Annotated in this window: 15 protein-coding genes; 8 read left to right on the top strand and 7 right to left on the bottom strand. The window is 37.4% G+C overall.

Annotation, left to right across the window (positions count from 1 at the left end; translation table 11 throughout):
* Positions 1 to 328: 328 nt before the first annotated feature.
* Both H0S70_RS02810 and H0S70_RS02805 read right to left on the bottom strand, forming a co-directional pair.
* Entirely contained in the window at positions 329 to 1,330 is a 1,002-nt protein-coding gene (locus tag H0S70_RS02810; RefSeq protein WP_188321637.1) for a glycosyltransferase, read from the bottom strand.
* 63 nt (positions 1,331 to 1,393) lie between these two features.
* Positions 1,394 to 2,557 carry a THUMP domain-containing class I SAM-dependent RNA methyltransferase gene (locus H0S70_RS02805; RefSeq protein WP_188321636.1) on the bottom strand — a complete coding sequence of 388 codons (1,164 nt, stop codon included), beginning with the start codon at positions 2,555 to 2,557 and terminating at the stop codon, positions 1,394 to 1,396.
* A 134-nt stretch (positions 2,558 to 2,691) separates the two neighbouring features.
* Here H0S70_RS02805 and H0S70_RS02800 point away from each other — a divergent pair, with 134 nt between their 5' ends.
* Together H0S70_RS02800 and H0S70_RS02795 are read left to right on the top strand one after the other, a co-directional pair.
* A complete protein-coding gene (locus tag H0S70_RS02800) occupies positions 2,692 to 3,447 on the top strand; it encodes a class I SAM-dependent DNA methyltransferase (RefSeq protein WP_188321635.1) in 756 nt (251 codons plus the stop codon).
* Positions 3,448 to 3,453: 6 nt separating this feature from the next.
* Positions 3,454 to 4,146, top strand: a complete 693-nt coding sequence (locus H0S70_RS02795) for a ZIP family metal transporter (RefSeq protein ID WP_188321634.1) — start codon at positions 3,454 to 3,456, stop codon at positions 4,144 to 4,146.
* 60 nt (positions 4,147 to 4,206) lie between these two features.
* On the opposite strand, the gene H0S70_RS02790 is transcribed toward H0S70_RS02795, so the two are convergent.
* Positions 4,207 to 5,589 (bottom strand): OmpP1/FadL family transporter, encoded by a 1,383-nt coding sequence (locus H0S70_RS02790; RefSeq protein ID WP_188321633.1) that lies wholly within the window; start codon positions 5,587 to 5,589, stop codon positions 4,207 to 4,209.
* Positions 5,590 to 5,614: 25 nt separating this feature from the next.
* Positions 5,615 to 6,583 carry a prolyl-tRNA synthetase gene (locus H0S70_RS02785; protein WP_228453772.1) on the bottom strand — a complete coding sequence of 323 codons (969 nt, stop codon included), beginning with the start codon at positions 6,581 to 6,583 and terminating at the stop codon, positions 5,615 to 5,617.
* 144 nt (positions 6,584 to 6,727) lie between these two features.
* On the opposite strand from H0S70_RS02785, the gene proS reads away from it, so the two are divergent.
* The 5 genes from proS (at position 6,728) to dnaJ (ending at position 12,984) form a co-directional block, all read left to right on the top strand.
* A complete protein-coding gene (proS, locus tag H0S70_RS02780; RefSeq protein WP_188321632.1) occupies positions 6,728 to 8,203 on the top strand; it encodes a proline--tRNA ligase in 1,476 nt (491 codons plus the stop codon).
* Between the two features lie 125 nt (positions 8,204 to 8,328).
* Positions 8,329 to 9,606, top strand: a complete 1,278-nt coding sequence (locus H0S70_RS02775; RefSeq protein ID WP_188321631.1) for an OmpA family protein — start codon at positions 8,329 to 8,331, stop codon at positions 9,604 to 9,606.
* A gap of 194 nt (positions 9,607 to 9,800) precedes the next feature.
* The gene (locus H0S70_RS02770) at positions 9,801 to 11,132 is read left to right on the top strand and encodes an Nramp family divalent metal transporter (RefSeq protein ID WP_188321630.1); all 1,332 of its coding nucleotides are present in this window, start codon (positions 9,801 to 9,803) and stop codon (positions 11,130 to 11,132) included.
* A 150-nt stretch (positions 11,133 to 11,282) separates the two neighbouring features.
* Complete coding sequence (locus H0S70_RS02765) at positions 11,283 to 11,822, top strand: nucleotide exchange factor GrpE (RefSeq protein WP_188321629.1); 540 nt, start codon at positions 11,283 to 11,285, stop codon at positions 11,820 to 11,822.
* Positions 11,823 to 11,868: 46 nt separating this feature from the next.
* On the top strand, positions 11,869 to 12,984 hold the full coding sequence (dnaJ, locus tag H0S70_RS02760) for a molecular chaperone DnaJ (RefSeq protein WP_188321628.1): 1,116 nt from the start codon (positions 11,869 to 11,871) through the stop codon (positions 12,982 to 12,984).
* A gap of 137 nt (positions 12,985 to 13,121) precedes the next feature.
* Here dnaJ and H0S70_RS02755 read toward each other — a convergent pair whose 3' ends face one another.
* Entirely contained in the window at positions 13,122 to 13,805 is a 684-nt protein-coding gene (locus tag H0S70_RS02755; RefSeq protein ID WP_188321627.1) for a DedA family protein, read from the bottom strand.
* Positions 13,806 to 13,870: 65 nt separating this feature from the next.
* Positions 13,871 to 14,983 carry a peptide chain release factor 2 gene (gene prfB, locus H0S70_RS02750; protein ID WP_188321626.1) on the bottom strand — a complete coding sequence of 371 codons (1,113 nt, stop codon included), beginning with the start codon at positions 14,981 to 14,983 and terminating at the stop codon, positions 13,871 to 13,873.
* A 112-nt stretch (positions 14,984 to 15,095) separates the two neighbouring features.
* Between prfB and H0S70_RS02745 the strand changes: the two genes are divergently transcribed.
* Positions 15,096 to 15,599 (top strand): thermonuclease family protein, encoded by a 504-nt coding sequence (locus tag H0S70_RS02745; protein ID WP_221177703.1) that lies wholly within the window; start codon positions 15,096 to 15,098, stop codon positions 15,597 to 15,599.
* A gap of 125 nt (positions 15,600 to 15,724) precedes the next feature.
* On the opposite strand, the gene glgP is transcribed toward H0S70_RS02745, so the two are convergent.
* Complete coding sequence (gene glgP, locus H0S70_RS02740; protein ID WP_188321625.1) at positions 15,725 to 17,380, bottom strand: alpha-glucan family phosphorylase; 1,656 nt, start codon at positions 17,378 to 17,380, stop codon at positions 15,725 to 15,727.
* Positions 17,381 to 17,404: the final 24 nt, after the last annotated feature.

Here is a 17,404-nt window from a genome sequence, read left to right as displayed (position 1 = left end):
CAGTTAAGCTATGTAGTTGCCTTTGTTAATCGGTAACGAATTAGTAACCTAACCTTGTATTTTTAAGCCCAAAACCTATCGGACACCGAGTTCCAAACTAAGACTACTGTTTTATAAAGCATTGTATAGCAACGGGTTTAATCGTTTTGCTTATTTTTGCTTTTTACTAATCTTTTTTTGTAAAAATAGTTAATTTTCTAATGAAAACCGAACTGCGCCCCGGATTGAACGGCATGTTTGAGCTCTTTTTGTGGAGCATAGCGGAACAAAAAAGCGAGTAGTGAAAGCCGGAAATGTGCGCCCAAAGGAAAACAATTCCCAACCTTCTTTAGTTTTGATGAAAATGCGACGGAAAGGCTTCTTCGGGTTTTTGGCGGAACACATTGAGTAAAATCCAGGATTTTAGGAAGCCGTAACCGTAGGAAAACATCTGAATATACGTGGAAATTACGGCCATCGCCGCGATGCTGATGTTTTTTGTTAAAAGGAGAGCGTGAAAAAATACGATGAAGGTGTAAAGTCCGTAAAATGCGAGGATTAATCCTCTCTGAAGTGTGAAATATTCGATAAATCCCAGCACATATCCGATCAAAAATATGGATGGAAATGCGAAAGAAATCTTTACATAATTCGGGTGTCGCTGGTTGAGAATCGGTCTCGCACAGCCAAATTGATAGACTTGTTTGGAGAATTTCCCGAAATCGACACGCCGCTTATGATACACACCGATATTGTCAAAAAAAGCTGTGGTGAAGCCATTTTCCCACAGTTTCATCGAAAGATCAGGATCTTCGCCAATTCGCATTTCGGAGAAACCGCCGACCTTTTCGAAAGACGATTTTCGAACTCCCATATTGAAGCTCCGTGGCTGAAATTTGGTGACCGCTTTTTTGCTGCCACGAATTCCGCCTGTGGTAAAAACCGAGGTCATCGAATAGGAAATTGCTTTCTGCATCAAGTTAAAACCTTTGTGGGCTTTGTCGGCACCGCCAAATGCATCGCAAGGAATTTCGCGGATATTTTTTTTGATGTTTTCGATGTAATCTTTCTCCACAATCACATCGGAATCGACGAAAACGAGCCAGTCATTTTTTGCTCTTCTTGCGCCATAATTCCTGCTCAAACCTGGTCCGGAATTGTCTTTTCGGAAAAACTGAATATTTAAACTTTCTTTAAAAAGTTCGGCAGTCGGTCGCAAATCAATCTTGGAACCATCATCAACAATGATGATTTCAAAATCTTTATCGGTTTGATGAGACAATGAATTGAGCAACTCGAAAAGTTCGTCTTTGCGATTGTAAATAGCTATTATGATGGAAACGGTCGGCAATTTGAGAATTTTAGAATGAGTTAATTTGAAAATCTATTCATTAATTTCAACAATGAAATAAAATTATTTATTCTCCAATTTATGAACCTTCTTGGTTCCTTCATACATTTCAAACTGCAGAAAACGGCATTCCAATTTTCCGTTGAAAAGTTTGATTCTTCTTGAAGGTCTTAAACCCACTTTCTTTGCAGCATCAAGGTCTGAAGAAATAAACCACGCTAAAGTATTTGGATAATTTTTCTTGAAAGTATCACCGATTTTCTTGTAAAATTCATCATCAGTGATTTCAATTCGCTCGTCATAAGGCGGATTGAAAACCATCATCAATGGGAATAATTCTTTTTTAGACTCGAAAAAATCTTGTCGTTTTACTTCGATCACATCTTCCATTTCGGCAGCTTCGATGTTGAGATGAGCCGCGTTCAACATTTGAGAATCCAAATCATACCCAACAATTTTCCCGGTGAATTCTTTGATTCGGTTGATTCTTACTTCTTTTATTTTTTGGAAAAGTTCTGCATCGTAATTTTTCCAGTTCTGGAAAGAGAACTTCTTTCTGAAAATTTGCGCCGGCAAATCCATCGCAATCATCGCTGCTTCGATCAATAAAGTTCCGGAACCACACATCGGATCCAGGAAATTTCCTTTCCCGTCCCAACCTGCCAACTGCAACATTCCGCTCGCCAAGACTTCATTGATTGGTGCTTCCCCCTGCTCTTTTCGGTAACCACGTTTGAACAAAGGATCGCCCGCTGAGTCAAGGGAAATCGTCACCAATTCCCGATCGATATGCAGATGAAATTTGATATCCGGATTCTGAACATCAACATTGGGTCTTTTTCGATGGTGAAATTTAAAATAATCTACAATTGCATCTTTCATTTTCTGCGACATAAACTGCGAGTGTTTAAATCTTTCGGAATACACCGTTGAATCGATCGCAAAAGTTTGGTCCACAGTCATGAAATCATCCCAAGGAAAAGCAAAAAGTTTATCGTAAAACCGGCTTTCGTCCCAAGCTTTAAAAGTGAGAACTGGAATAAGAATTTTGAGTGCAGTTCTTGCAGAATAATTGATTTTATAAAGAAAACCAAGATCACCTTCGCAGTTTACCGCGCGGTTTTTAATTTCGACATTTTTGCCGCCTAGTTTCTTGATTTCCTCTGCCAACACTGCTTCGAGACCGAAAAAAGTTTTGATTTGAATTTGTAAATTGTCGATGTTCATAGTTTGCAAAGGTAATGATTTTCGAGGTTGTCTGATCTCGGCTTTTCTATTTTATAGAAGTTTGATGCTCAAGCAGATGATATGAAAGGACACTTAACTGATAAAATCTATTCAATTTTAGCTATTTTTGCATTATGGCTTGGTTTGAAACATGGTTTGATACCCCTTATTATCACATTCTATATAAAGACCGGGATTTCCGGGAGGCAGAACATTTTATTTCCTTACTAATCAATGATTTAAAGATAAAAAAAGACACCACCATCATCGATTTGGCATGTGGGAAAGGCCGACATTCCGTTTATCTCCATCAATTGGGTTACAATGTTTTAGGTCTGGATCTATCGAAAGAAAGTATTTTGCAAAATAAAAAATTTGAAACTGATGATGCTGCTGAACATTTCCTGAAATTTGCTGTCCACGATATGCGAAACGAAATTTATCCGGAAGTTTCTGCAGAGAAAGTAGATGCGGTTTTTAATCTTTTCACAAGTTTCGGGTATTTCGATGATGAAACTGAAGACAAAAAAATCTTCAGATCGGTAGCAAACGCCTTAAAAGACGACGGTTATTTTGTTCTGGATTTTCTAAATGCAAACTGGGTAAAAAACACTTTGGTCCCCGAAGAGGAAATATTAAAAGACGGAATCGTTTTTCAGATTAGTAAAAAGATTGATAATCAATTCGTTATTAAAGATATTCGGTTTCATCATGAAGGAAAGGATTTTCATTTTTTCGAGAAAGTGAAACTCCACACCTTAGAAAGCATCGGGAATTATGCGAAAGAATTTGGTTTTGAAAGAGTGAAAATATATGGTGATTATAATTTAGGAACATTTGATCCGGAAAATTCGTCTCGATGCATCAACGTTTTTAAAAAAAAACTATAATAAAATATGATTATTTTTTTATTGATTTTAAGTGTTCTAGCAGGTGTTTTGCTAGGAAAATTCTTCGGTGAAAAAGAAAAATTTGCCAAAAATCTTTTGATTTTAAGTGCAGGATTTCTCATTACCATTTGCTTGAATGATGTTTTCCCGGAAGTGTATTCTTCGAAACATCACAATGTAGGAATTTTTGTAATTGCAGGAGTTCTGCTTCAAATTCTTCTCGAAAACCTGACGAAAGGATTCGAGCACGGTCACCTTCATCATCATCACGAAGAGAAGAATATTTTACCGATTGCTTTGATGGTCGGAATGTTTATCCATGCCTTTTTGGAAGGAATTCCTATTGCTAATGAGAAGAATATTTTCAATCCTTATTTGATGGGGATTTTGTTTCACAACTTGCCTATTTCATTTGTTTTGGGAGCTTTTCTAATTCATAAAAATAAATTTTCTACTTCTTCGTGGCTTGTGATATCGATATTTGCCATCGCATCGCCTTTGGGTATGCTTTTTGGAAATTATTTTAATTCGGATTACAAACCTTATTTTCTAGCGCTTGTTGGTGGAATTTTCCTTCACATTTCTTCGGTCATTATTTTCGAAAGCAACAAGAACCACAATATCGACTGGATGAAAATTCTGATGGTGATTTGTGGAATCGGTTTGGCTTTATTCAGCCATATATTTCATTCTCATTAAAAATAAAAGACTCCGGATTGCTCCGGAGTCTTCCATCATTATTTCACTTAAGTCTGGAAATTAAAATTTCCAACCGAGTGTAATAAAAAAATTATCTTTTTTGTTTTTCACATTTGAAACAATTGCAGCATCAGAATTTACGATATATTGACTAGAAAAATATCCGGTGTTACTTGCTGAAGATCCTTGCATGAAAGGATTGCTGTATTCTGAACTTACGTTTTGGTAAGCTGCATCAATAAAAAAGGACTTGAAATCATATCCGAGTCCGGCCGCGATGGTATTTCTTTTTCCTAAAATCAAATTATCATACGCGGTATTTCCTGCTACAGTTTGAATAGACATGGAATCGAAAGGACTCGCCGAAAAACCATAACCACCTCTCAATCTGAAAGCTTGTACACGATATTCCGCGCCAACTTTCAACTCGGAAAGATTAGCGTAATTATTTGAAAAGAATTGGTTTAATTCAGTTTCGGAATCGCCATAAACTTTATATTTCGGTTTGGTAAGACCTAATGAATAATCTACGTTGATTGCTAAATTTTTATTTGGAACATACGCAGCACTTAAAGTAGCCTTCATCGGTGTAGAGAGATCGCGATCTTCGGTGTAAGTTCCATCAACAGGGTTTTCATATTCGCTGTACACTCTTGCAATGTTCCACCACGTTGGCGTTTCTAATGCTGCTCCAAGTCTGAATTGAGGACTGATTTTCCCGATAACCCCAACTGAAGCTGAAAAACCACTCGCTGATTCAGAAAATGGCGTGTATTGCTTATCGTAAACATCTGTAACATTTGCGTTGTTGGTAAAAGCTGCGGAATCGTATTGATCAAGAATAGAATTATGGAAATTTAAACCTGCTCCTACGTAAATTCGGTTATCGTAATTCCCGCCAACTCCGATACTCATTTTCGAAAGATTTCCGTATCGGTTATATGCATGACCGGCGAAAGATAGCTCATCCACCAAATTATTATCGGCATCTCGTATTTCATATACCAAATCACTCTTTCCGGGGGTTTCAATGTAATCCTCCAGAGATCGGTTAGAATAATTCACTGCAACATTCACGAACTTCCAAGGTGAAGAATCAATTTGAAAAACGGCAATTCCACCCACGTTTCCTAAATCGGTATTATTAACGTTATAATCCAAAGATTTTCCGGCGTACGAAGTGGTGTTTTTACTGCCTTCAATACTTAAAGTTCCTGAAACTTCGCCTGCAATGCTCACTCCGACACCTGCAGGATTTGAATTCAAAACAGAGAAATCTCCGCCCAAAGCTCCCATAGATCCTGCCATTGAATTGTATTTTGAAGTACCGTTTAGTGATGAGTTTGAATATACCTCCGCGGTATTTCTGATGGTTGATATATCTTGTGCATTCGCAAAATACGCAGCGGAAATGCTCAAGATCATTAAAGATTTTTTAATCATTTTATTTATGTACACTTATTAAATATTATCTTCTAAAACCGCCCGACGATCTCGTAGATCCTGAACTTGAATTGGAGGATCCACCGCCAAAACCACTACCTCCATTTCTAAATCCGCCTCCATCGCTTGAATTTGATCGAGATGGGGTGTTATAATTAGGCATACTTTCTCTTGGTGCAGAATTATATCGAGGATTGGTATTTGGTTGAGGAGAGGTTCTCAATCTTGGTTGCACACCATTGTTAGGGGTAATTGATCGAGGCGAATTACCTTGCTGGTTTCTATAGCTTTCATTTCTGAATCCTGAATTCGAACTATTATTGGTACGCAAATTGGAATTGGAATTGGAATTTCTCACTGAATTTCTAAAAGCGCCATCTGCACCGCTTCTTTTATAGGTAAATCCTCCTCCGTAAGTATTTCCATAGCCATAATTATTGTAATAATAAGGACTAAAACCATAATAAGGATTTCCGTAACCATAGTAAGGATTATAATATCCGTACCATGAATTATAACCAAATCCCCATGGATTATAGTATCCATACCAAGGATCGAAACCAAATCCCCAAGGGCTGTAATAACTACCATAACCCCAAGGTGAACCCCAACCATAGCCTACTCCGAAGCCAAAACCAGAGTAAAACCCGTAAGGATAACCCCAATTGTCATTATAATAAGTATCAGTTCCGGTATAGTTTCCCCAGTCGGAATTTTGATTATCATTCCATTTTTCGTTTCTATTATCCGAATTCAAATATTGGTTAGGATTATCGGTTTGCTGATAATCATAGTATTCTCCTACCCTATTTCCACTGTTCATCACAGTTCCTTCGGGCAAGGTATCTTTGTTGGGATCATAATAAATCCCGTCAGTCTCTGTATACCCGCCCACTTGGGTACCACACGACATCAAAATCAAACCTCCGGAAACCGCCAAAACCGTTTTAGATTTAAGCAATTCAAGGAAATTTTTATAAGTAATTTTTTTCATGATAAGGTGAAAAGTTTTAATTTGAATTATATTTGCATTTTACACCAAAAATATACCAAACCAAGCGTATAAAATTTGAGTAAAAATACAATTTTAAGTTTAGATTAAAGCAATATACAAAAGTTAAATCAAAAGATCAAATAAATGGCAAAACTTACTTCAAGAGCCGAAGATTACAGCAAATGGTACAATGAACTAGTAGTAAAGGCAGATTTGGCAGAAAATTCCGGTGTTCGTGGATGTATGGTAATTAAACCTTACGGATACGCAATTTGGGAAAAAATGCGAGATCAAATGGATAAAAGATTCAAAGAAACTGGCCACGAAAATGCATATTTTCCCATTTTTATCCCTAAAAGCTTATTTGAAGCCGAAGAAAAAAATGCTGAAGGTTTTGCTAAAGAATGCGCAGTAGTAACTCATTACAGATTAAAGACGGATCCAGATAACCCGAAAAAACTCGTCGTTGATCCGGAAGCAAAGCTGGAAGAGGAATTAATTGTTCGCCCAACTTCTGAAGCAATTATTTGGAATACTTACAAAAACTGGATTCAGTCTTACCGCGATTTACCAATTCTCATCAACCAATGGGCGAATGTGGTACGTTGGGAAATGAGAACCCGACTTTTCCTAAGAACAGCAGAATTTCTTTGGCAAGAAGGACATACTGCGCACGCAACAAAAGAGGAAGCCGTGGAAGAAACCGAAAAAATGCTGGACGTTTATGCCGATTTTGCAGAAAACTTCATGGCAATTCCGGTAATTCGTGGAATTAAAACTCCTTCCGAAAGATTTGCCGGTGCTGATGAAACCTATTGTATCGAAGCACTAATGCAGGACGGAAAAGCGCTACAAGCAGGAACTTCTCACTTTTTAGGACAGAATTTCGGTAAAGCATTTGATGTGAAATTCACCAATAGAGAAGGAAAAATAGAACATGCATGGGGAACTTCATGGGGAACTTCAACCCGATTGATGGGGGCATTAATCATGACGCATTCCGATGATTTTGGCTTGGTTTTACCTCCAACTTTAGCGCCAATTCAGGTGGTAATTGTTCCTATTTTTAAAGGTGAAGAACAATTACAGAAAATCGATGAAGTTGCTTACAATCTTCAACAAAAGTTAAAAGCAAGAGGAATTTCAGTAAAATACGACAACCGTACGGAGAATAAACCGGGCTGGAAATTCGCTGAATATGAATTAAAAGGTGTGCCGGTGCGAATCGCAATCGGAGCGAGAGATCTAGAAAACAAAACCGTAGAAATCGCTAGAAGAGATAACTTAACCAAAGAAACCCAACCGATTGAAAATCTGGAAGTTTACATCGAAAATTTATTAGAAACCATCCAAAAAGATATTTACCAAAAAGCATTGAACCATCGCGCGGAACACACGACAAAAGTAGATTCTTACGAAGAATTCAAGCGGGTTTTGGAAGAAAAAGGAGGATTTATTTCTGCGCATTGGGACGGAACTGCGGAAGAGGAAGAGCAAATCAAAAACGAAACAAAAGCAACCATCCGATGCATTCCTTTGGATAATCCTTTAGAAGATGGCATTTCACTCATTTCGGGAAAACCATCCAAACAAAGGGTTATTTTTGCGAAATCTTATTAAGAAAGTCTTATTACTTGACAATATTTAACAAAATGTTAATTTTTTTATAAATTACATCTTTTAGAATAGACTTGGATTAAAATTTGTATAACTTTATCCAAGTTAAATTTTAAAAATAAACTATTATGTCATTAAATGTAATCGATCTTATCAAAGGACAGCTTGGTCCTGCATTAGTTTCACAAGCAGCTTCTCAGTTTGGAGAAAGCGAATCAGGTATTTCTAAAGCAATAAGCGGTCTTTTGCCTGCTGTTGTGGGCGGATTAGCAAATAATGCTGATAAACCAGAAGTTTTAGATGCGATCACCGGATCTGCAAGCAGCGGATTATTAGGAAACCTATTGGGTGGTTCATCCAATAATTCTTTAATCACCAACGTACTATCTACAATTTTTGGTGACAAAATTGGAGGATTAGTAAATGCTGTTGCCAGTTATGCGGGGATTAGCAACTCCTCGTCAAATTCTTTATTAAATATGGTAACAGGCGCTTCCTTGGGCTCTTTAGGAAAATATGCAGCTGATAATAACTTAGGCGCTTCAGAATTGTCTAGGCTTTTAAAAGATCAAAAAGGTATCGTTTCTTCTTTACTTCCTGCTGGTCTTTCTTTAGCTTCATTAGGTCTTGGAAACTGGTCTGGTGCCAACGCACATCTTGAAACTGAAAAAGTAAAAGTTACTTCTTACGATCAGCCAAAAGTAGAAGTAAATAGAGGTGGAAACACTCATGTAAATGTAGATAGAAATGAAGATAACGGAGGTGGATCTATCTGGAAATGGTTATTGCCATTGTTACTTCTTGCACTTGCAGCTTGGTTCCTTTGGAAGCAATGCAACAAACCTGCGGAAACCACTACCGGCGTAACTGATTCTACCGCAGTAGTTTATGACTCTACTGCTGTCGTTGCTGTTGATTCTACTGGGACAACTCTTGTTGCAACCAAAGAGTCCATTATGGTTACACTGCCAAACGGAAAAACTTTGAATGCTTATAAAGGTGGTATCGAGGATCAAATAGTAGCTTTCCTTAATTCCGACGAATACAAAAATGCTGACGAGGCTGCTCTTAAAGACAGATGGTTCAACTTTGATAACTTGAATTTTGAATTTGGAACAACAAAATTGACTCCGGAATCTCAGGCGCAGTTGGATAACTTAAAACTAATCCTCGTTGCTTACCCAGATGCTAAAGTGAAAATTGGTGCTTATACAGATAAAAAAGGTGATGATGCTGGAAACAAAGCGTTATCTCAAAAAAGAGCTGATGCTGTAAAAGCGGCTCTTGGTTCTGCACAAGTAACAAGTGCTGAAGGTTACGGAGAAGAATTTGCTACCGTTCCCGAAACTGCTTCTGATAAAGAAAGAGAAGCAGACAGAAAAACTGCTATCAGATTTACAAAATAATCACTTAGCTTAAACAATGGAATCCCGGCATTTTTGTCGGGATTTTTTTTATTTTAAAAGGTATGAGCTCTAAAATTAATTAAATTTTATTATTTGTAAATCAATTGTTTATATTAAGGATCGAAAGTACGTTTTACCGAAGGATTTGCATATTATATTTAATTAACTAAATTTGTTAGAGTAATCTAACATTTATGAATAAAATCAATACAGGTTGGCGTCAGGAAAAACACTCAAACTCATTGCCAGAAGCCTTTTCCAGCATTAATATTCCTGAAGGTCCCGGATTTTGGCGAAAACTCTTTGCCTTCGCAGGTCCGGGATTGATGGTCGCCGTTGGATATATGGATCCGGGAAACTGGGCGACAGACATTGCGGGTGGAGCTCAATTTGGTTATACTTTGCTTTCAGTGATCTTAATCTCCAACTTGTTTGCAATCGTTTTGCAGCATTTGGCCTTAAAATTAGGCATCGTTGCGGAAAGAGATTTGGCGCAGGCTTGTCGCGATCATTTCAACCCTACCACCAATTTTATTCTATGGATATTCTGTGAAATTGCAATTGCTGCCTGCGATTTAGCCGAGGTCATCGGAGCTGCAATAGCTCTGAATTTGCTGTTTGGAATTCCATTAACGTGGGGAATTGTCATTACCGTGATTGATGTGTTTCTTATTTTATTTCTTCAGGCAAAAGGTTTTAGAGTAATTGAAAGTATCGTTGCAGGACTTATTTTCATTATATTAGGATGTTTCGCTTACGAGATTATCCTCAGCAAACCTGGTCTATTTCCAATTCTGAAAGGTTTAGTTCCTCAAAAAGAAGTGGTTACCAATCCGTCGATGCTTTATATCGCTATCGGGATTTTAGGCGCTACAGTAATGCCACATAATCTTTACCTCCACAGCAGTATTGTTCAAACAAGAAATTACGATCGTACCAACGAAGGCAAGAAAGAAGCGATTAAATTTGCAACCATTGACAGTTCGCTTTCCCTATTTCTTGCATTTTTCATTAATGCAGCAATTCTGATTGTTGCGGCGGCTACTTTCCATACTTCCGGGAACAAGGATGTTGCAGATATACACGATGCTTATAAAATGCTTACGCCACTTCTAGGAACTACTTTCGCGAGTATATTCTTTGCTGTTGCGCTTCTTGCTTCCGGACAGAATTCTACACTCACAGGAACTTTGGCGGGGCAGATCGTAATGGAAGGTTTCCTCAAAATCCGTCTGAAACCATGGTTACGCAGATTGATTACGCGACTTATTGCCGTAATTCCCGCGCTTATTGTTACCATTATTTATGGAGAAAAAGGTACTACAGATTTGTTGGTTCTCAGCCAGGTTATCCTTTCGATGCAACTAAGTTTTGCGGTGGTTCCTTTGGTGATGTTTACTGGCTCTAAACTGAAAATGGGAGAATTCGTCAATAAACCTTGGTTAAAGGTTTTGGTTTGGGTTATTGCAGCGATAATTATTATACTTAATGTCTATCTTTTTATACAAACTATTTTTCCATCATAAAAAAAGTCTTTTATTAAAATATAAAAAATACCATAACTACTCATTTCTACAAACACCAAAATATTAATTCATAATAATTATCTGCCGAATTGTCCTAAAACTTTCTTTGGCAAAATTGTTGCGAACTGATGGTTATAAAAATGTAATATTATGTCAGAAAACCAAGATATACACGAAGAAAACGTTAATACTCCTAACGAAAATACTCAAAATCCGGAAGCTGAAACTACCGAAAATGAGACAACCACACCTTGTTCGGAAGAACTTTTGGCAGAAGAAAGAGAGCGCTATGTACGACTTTTTGCAGAGTTTGAAAATTATAAAAAACGAACTGCAAAAGAAAAAATGGAATTCTTTCAATACGCCAATCAGGATTTGATGATTTCAATGTTGGCTGTTTTAGATGACTTTGAAAGAGCAATTAAAGAAATGAGCAAAAACGGAAACCAAGCCGATCTACAAGGCGTCGAACTCATCTATCAGAAATTCAAAAATAAACTTTTCGAAAAAGGATTGAAACCAATTGAAGTAAAAGTTGGTGAACCTTTTAATGTGGATTTTCACGAAGCAATTACCCAAATTCCAGCTCCATCGGAAGATTTGAAAGGTAAAATCGTAGATGTTATCGAAACGGGTTATACTTTAAATGATAAAGTAATTCGTTTTGCTAAAGTGGTTACCGGAAACTAATTTTAAATTCTAATTCCTTAGATTTTAAATTATTCAAAATTCAGTTATGTCAAAAAGAGATTACTACGAAGTGCTTGGAGTAAGCAAATCAGCAAGCGCCGATGAAATAAAGAAAGCCTACCGAAAAATGGCTCTGAAATATCACCCAGATAAAAATCCGGGTGATAAAGCGGCTGAAGAAAGTTTCAAAGAAGCGGCAGAAGCTTATGAAGTATTAAGTGATGCAAACAAAAAAGCGAACTACGATCAGTACGGACACGCCGGAATGGGCGGCGCTGGAGGATTCGGCGGTGGCGGAGGTTTCGGTGGTGGAATGAATATGGAAGATATTTTCAGCCAGTTTGGAGATATTTTCGGTGGACATTTCGGCGGCGGCGGTGGCGCACAAAGACAACAAGTACGGGGAACAAATCTTCGAGTGAGAATTAAACTCAACCTTGAAGAAATGGTGAATGGTACCCAAAAAACCATTAAAGTTAAAAAACTTAAATTGGCACCGGGAGCAACCTCAAAAACCTGCCCAACTTGTAACGGAACTGGTATGCAAGTGAAAGTAATGAACACCATGTTCGGACAAATGCAGACTCAAACGCACTGCGCAACTTGTCAGGGATTCGGAAAAGTAGCTGATAAAATTCCTGCTGGTGCTAGTGCGCAAGGTTTAATAAAAGTAGAAGAAGAAGTAACCATCAACATTCCTGCTGGTGCACGAGAAGGTATTCAGTTGAGTGTTCGTGGAAAAGGTAATGATGCACCTTTCGGTGGAAATCCTGGTGATTTATTGGTTGTAGTAGAAGAAGAAGTGGATCATAAAATTAAGCGCGAAGGAGACAACCTTCATCAGGAATTATATATTTCGTTTGCGGAAGCGGCTTTGGGAACTCAAAAAGAAATTCCTACCGTTGGCGGCAAAGTGAAAATTAAAGTGGATGCCGGAACCCAATCCGGGAAAATCCTCAGACTTTCTGGGAAAGGCTTACCAAGCATCGACAGCTACGGAAAAGGCGATATGTTTGTCCACATCAATGTTTGGACTCCGCAACATCTTTCTCCTGAACAAAAAGAATTCTTCGAAAAGCAGCTCAAAAACGGAGAAATGGTGGCTGAACCATCAGGAAAAGAGAAAACTTTCTTCGATAAAGTTCGCGATCTTTTTAATTGAAGTAAAATAAAGAGAATTTTTTCAAAACTATTTAATATTAAATAATCACTTTTAGTTTTCGCAAAAATTCAACTTAAAATAAAAAAAGCAACCTGATAATTTAGGTTGCTTTTTTTTTGTATGTAAATTCTCGTTAATTATTCTTCTGTTATTTCTTCTTGTTTGCTTTTACCAAAGAAAAATTTAACGATAATCGGAACTGTAGTAATCAAAACGATGATAATGATAATCATCTCCAAATGAGATTTCAAATCGATTCCAAATTGATCCATAAAGAGTTTATCCAAATAATGACCAGCAAAAATGAGGGAAAAAGACCAAAGAAAAGCTCCGATGATATTATCAATTAAAAATCGGGTTTTATCCATTTTCACAATCCCTGCCACAATTGGTGTAAAGGTTCTAACCACCGGTAAAAATCTCGCCATGATTACCGCAAGTGCACCATGCTGTTCGAAGAAATCGTGCGCCTGGAAAAGGTATTTTTTCTTAAAAAGTAAAGAATCCTCTCTTTTATAAAGTGCCGGACCTGCTTTTCGACCAAACCAATACCCTACTTCGTTCCCGATTACTGCAGCAATTGCCACTGCGGACGCTAAAATAGTAGTATCCAAAAAATCGCTCCCGGTTGATCCGAAAGTTTCAGTAATGATTGTAACTGCATAAATCCCGCTGACAAACAACAAACTGTCGCCTGGTAAGAAAAACCCGACAAATAAACCGGTCTCAGCAAAAATGATAAATAAAATTAGCCAAAAGCCACCATTATTAATGTAAAATTCAGGATTCAAAAGATCCTTCCAACTTTCTAAATGTTCCATATTGGCAAAGATAACAAAACAGCGGGTTTTGAGCAGATTAATAAATTGTTAAAGTTTGCCAAAACTTAAAGGGTAAAATCTTCTTCTGTAGCAGCGGTTCCATCGGCCATCAGGAAGGCTTTTAGGAAAGGTGTTAAATTACCATTCAACACACCATCTACATCCGAAGTTTCGTAACCGGAACGTACATCTTTCACCAATTTATAAGGATGCATCACATAATTTCGAATCTGGCTTCCCCACTCTATTTTCATTTTTCCTGCTTCAATTTCATTTCGGGCTTTCATTCGCTCTTCCAATTCCATTTCATACAATCGGGAACGCAATAATTGCATAGCTTTTTCTTTATTTTGAAGCTGGGAGCGGCTTTCAGAGTTTTCAATAATGATTCCTGTTGGTGCGTGACGAAGTCGAACCGCAGTTTCCACCTTATTTACGTTTTGTCCACCCGCTCCACTCGAACGCATGGTTTCAAAAGAAATATCGGCTGGATTGATGTTGATTTCGATTGTATCATCTACCAAAGGATATACATAAACCGAAACAAAACTTGTATGGCGTTTCGCATTAGAATCAAATGGTGAAATTCTCACCAAACGATGAACTCCATTTTCACCACGCAAATATCCGAACGCAAATTCGCCATCGAATTCCAAAGTTACCGTCTTCACGCCTGCTACATCACCTTCCTGAAAATTCAGTTCCCGAATTTTATATCCTTGCTTTTCGGCCCACATGGTATACATTCTCATTAGCATAGAAGCCCAATCGCAAGATTCGGTTCCGCCAGCTCCTGCGGTAATTTGCAAGACCGCAGAAAGTTCGTCACCTTCATTCGACAACATATTTTTAAACTCCAAATCTTCAATTTTCTCCAATAATTGAGGATATAATTCATCAAGTTCTTTCTCGGACTCCGGATCTTCTTTTGCAAAATCGATCAAAACCTGAATATCTTCAAATAGGGCGAAAATTTCTTCATAATCATTGACCCATTTTTTCTTGGAACGAAGCTGCTTCATGAAAATTTCTGCCTCTTTCGGGTTGTCCCAAAACTCCGGAGAAACCGTTTTTTCTTCATCATTAGCAATTTCGATTTTCTTTTTTTCGATCTGCAAAAATTTATATAAATCCTCGATTCGGGATTGTGCTTCTTTTATTTGGTCGCTGTTAATCATAATGCAAAAATACGGATTTGAAATTTTGGAATTGCAACAAATTTACAATTTCAAACATTATAAAAACTTATGATATACACTAAGTTTATGTTGATTTCAACTATGTTTTTAAATGAATTTATGGTATTTTCGCCCAATGCGTCAACCATTATTTATAATTTTTTTCATTTTATTTTCTTCATTAAAGATTAATGCTCAAGTTTCTGGGAAATTTTATAGCATCAAGAGGGTTTCAGATGGCGATACTGTAGTAATTCAAGATGAGTCGGACAACCAGTACAAAATCCGGTTCATCGGAATAGATGCGCCTGAAAGCAGAAATGTAGGCAACAGAAAACAAGTTCAGGTTTTTGGTTCTGAAGCAAAAACTCATCTTAAAAAATTACTTTTCAATAAAAAAATTCGGTTGGAGTTTGATGTACAAAAAATCGATCGCTACGGAAGAACCTTAGCTTATGTTTACCTTGAAAATGGTGTTTTTCTGAACCAGTATTTGCTTGCGAAAGGATATGCAAGAATAGCCACTTTTCCACCAAACATCAAATACGTCGAAGACTTCAGGAAATCGGAAGAAAAAGCCCGCAGAAACAAACTCGGAATGTGGATGTATTATTAAAGTAAATCTGCCGCTATTTCCCAATTTTTTTTCTCCAAGACATTTGATATTGGAATAAATTTTAAAAAAAGAAAATCCGGAAAACCAATGCTTCCCGGATTTTGTATTTTAGTTTAATCAATGAATTAAGCGTAAATCTGCTTGTAATATTCATCTGCCATTCTGTCGGAATTGAATTTACTTTTCACATCATCCATCGCGGTTTGCTGAATTTTTCTCCACTCATCCGGACGGTCATAATATGTTGGAAGAATTTCGTTTTCCAAAGCTGCATAAAGATTCTGAAGGTCGAAATTATCCTGATCGTAAACACTGGTATTCTCGTAATCCGCTTGTGGAACCACGAAACCGTTCACCCCGTTTTTAGCAAATTCTGGGATCCAACCATCATTGGTTGAAAGATTCACCGAACCATTCATTGCGGCGGTCATTCCGGAAGTTCCAGATGCTTCTCTTGGGACTCTTGGGTTGTTCAACCAAAGATCTGAACCCTGTTTCATCAATTTACTTAAAGCCAATTCATAACCGGTGAGAACCGCCATGTTTTTGTGAAATTTGCTTTCTTCCACTATAGAATTGAACGTTGAAATCGCTGAATAATCCATCGGATAAGGTTTTCCTGCCCAGACAATTTGTACCGGATATTTCGGATTGTTCAATAATCTTGCGAATCTTTCTTTGTCTTGCAACAAGAGATCTGCTCTTTTGTAACCAGCAAATCTTCGTGCCCAAACAATGGTAAACACATTCGGATCGAATAAATTTCCGGTTTGGTCAGCAACTGTTTTGAAAAATCTTTTCTTTAAATGTTTTTTTCTGAAATCGAAAAGTACAGGATCATTTTCATCTTTTGCATCATAAAGCGGTTTATCTGCCCAATATTTAAATTCCTGTGCGTTGGTAATGGCTTTAATTTCACAAATTTTAGAATATTTGCTCCACATTTTTCGGGAAACTTCACCGTGAAGTTGAGAAACTCCATTCGCCAGTCTTGCCATTCTCAAAGCGCAAAGCGAGTGATTGAAACGATCGTCTTCAACCCCTTTAATGGTCTTAACCTCATCAATGCTGAGTCCTGAAAAATAGGACATATCGTGGCAAAGGTAGATGTTGTGCTTTTCGTTCCCGGCTTCTTCCGGAGTATGTGTGGTGAAAACTAATTTTTCTTTTACTTTTTCTAGATCTCCGCCAAATTTCTTCAAGAGATAGAATGCAGCAGGCAAACCATGCGCTTCATTTAAATGATATACATCTCTTTCGAAATTCATCAAATCTAGAAGTTTCGCTCCGCCTTTTCCGAGTAAAATATATTGTGCAATTTTGGTAGATTCGTTTGCATCATACAAACGGTGACAAATTGTTTTGGAAACATGATCGTTTTCCGGAACGTCCGTAGAAAGGAAAAACATCGGTGCAGTATGGAAAACTTCAGGATCCAAATACCAAACTTTCACCCAAACCGGTGCAGAGTGGATCTCGATTTGAAATTTGATTCCGGTATCTTGTAAAAAAGAATACATCTTTTTAGTCCAAGTTGGTTGCATAGTTTGATCATGATTTCGTGCTTGATCATAATAACCAAATTTCCACAAAATCCCGATTCCTACTAAATCTTGCTTCAAGTTATAAGCACTTCTCATGTGGGAACCAGCCAAAAATCCTAGTCCTCCGGAATATATTTTTAATGCCTGATCAATGGCAAATTCCATTGAAAAATAAGCAACTTTTTTTGAATATTCAGGGTTGATGCTGAAAGGCATCGCAAAGTTTTTAAAATCCATAATCTTCAATAAATTTAAGTTGCA

Source organism: Chryseobacterium manosquense (genome assembly GCF_014623485.1).
Taxonomy (GTDB): domain Bacteria; phylum Bacteroidota; class Bacteroidia; order Flavobacteriales; family Weeksellaceae; genus Kaistella; species Kaistella haifensis.
This window is presented reverse-complemented; position numbering and strand designations above follow the sequence as displayed.

Coding starts and splice junctions, on each gene's coding strand:
- H0S70_RS02745 (WP_221177703.1), top strand. CDS start 15,096: ATGAATTTATGGTATTTTCGCCCAATGCGTCAACCATTATTTATAATT.
- H0S70_RS02790 (WP_188321633.1), bottom strand. CDS start 5,589: ATGATTAAAAAATCTTTAATGATCTTGAGCATTTCCGCTGCGTATTTT.
- H0S70_RS02770 (WP_188321630.1), top strand. CDS start 9,801: ATGAATAAAATCAATACAGGTTGGCGTCAGGAAAAACACTCAAACTCA.
- glgP (WP_188321625.1), bottom strand. CDS start 17,380: ATGGATTTTAAAAACTTTGCGATGCCTTTCAGCATCAACCCTGAATAT.
- H0S70_RS02775 (WP_188321631.1), top strand. CDS start 8,329: ATGTCATTAAATGTAATCGATCTTATCAAAGGACAGCTTGGTCCTGCA.
- H0S70_RS02765 (WP_188321629.1), top strand. CDS start 11,283: ATGTCAGAAAACCAAGATATACACGAAGAAAACGTTAATACTCCTAAC.
- H0S70_RS02785 (WP_228453772.1), bottom strand. CDS start 6,583: ATGAAAAAAATTACTTATAAAAATTTCCTTGAATTGCTTAAATCTAAA.
- H0S70_RS02805 (WP_188321636.1), bottom strand. CDS start 2,557: ATGAACATCGACAATTTACAAATTCAAATCAAAACTTTTTTCGGTCTC.
- proS (WP_188321632.1), top strand. CDS start 6,728: ATGGCAAAACTTACTTCAAGAGCCGAAGATTACAGCAAATGGTACAAT.
- prfB (WP_188321626.1), bottom strand. CDS start 14,983: ATGATTAACAGCGACCAAATAAAAGAAGCACAATCCCGAATCGAGGAT.
- H0S70_RS02755 (WP_188321627.1), bottom strand. CDS start 13,805: ATGGAACATTTAGAAAGTTGGAAGGATCTTTTGAATCCTGAATTTTAC.
- H0S70_RS02795 (WP_188321634.1), top strand. CDS start 3,454: ATGATTATTTTTTTATTGATTTTAAGTGTTCTAGCAGGTGTTTTGCTA.
- H0S70_RS02800 (WP_188321635.1), top strand. CDS start 2,692: ATGGCTTGGTTTGAAACATGGTTTGATACCCCTTATTATCACATTCTA.
- dnaJ (WP_188321628.1), top strand. CDS start 11,869: ATGTCAAAAAGAGATTACTACGAAGTGCTTGGAGTAAGCAAATCAGCA.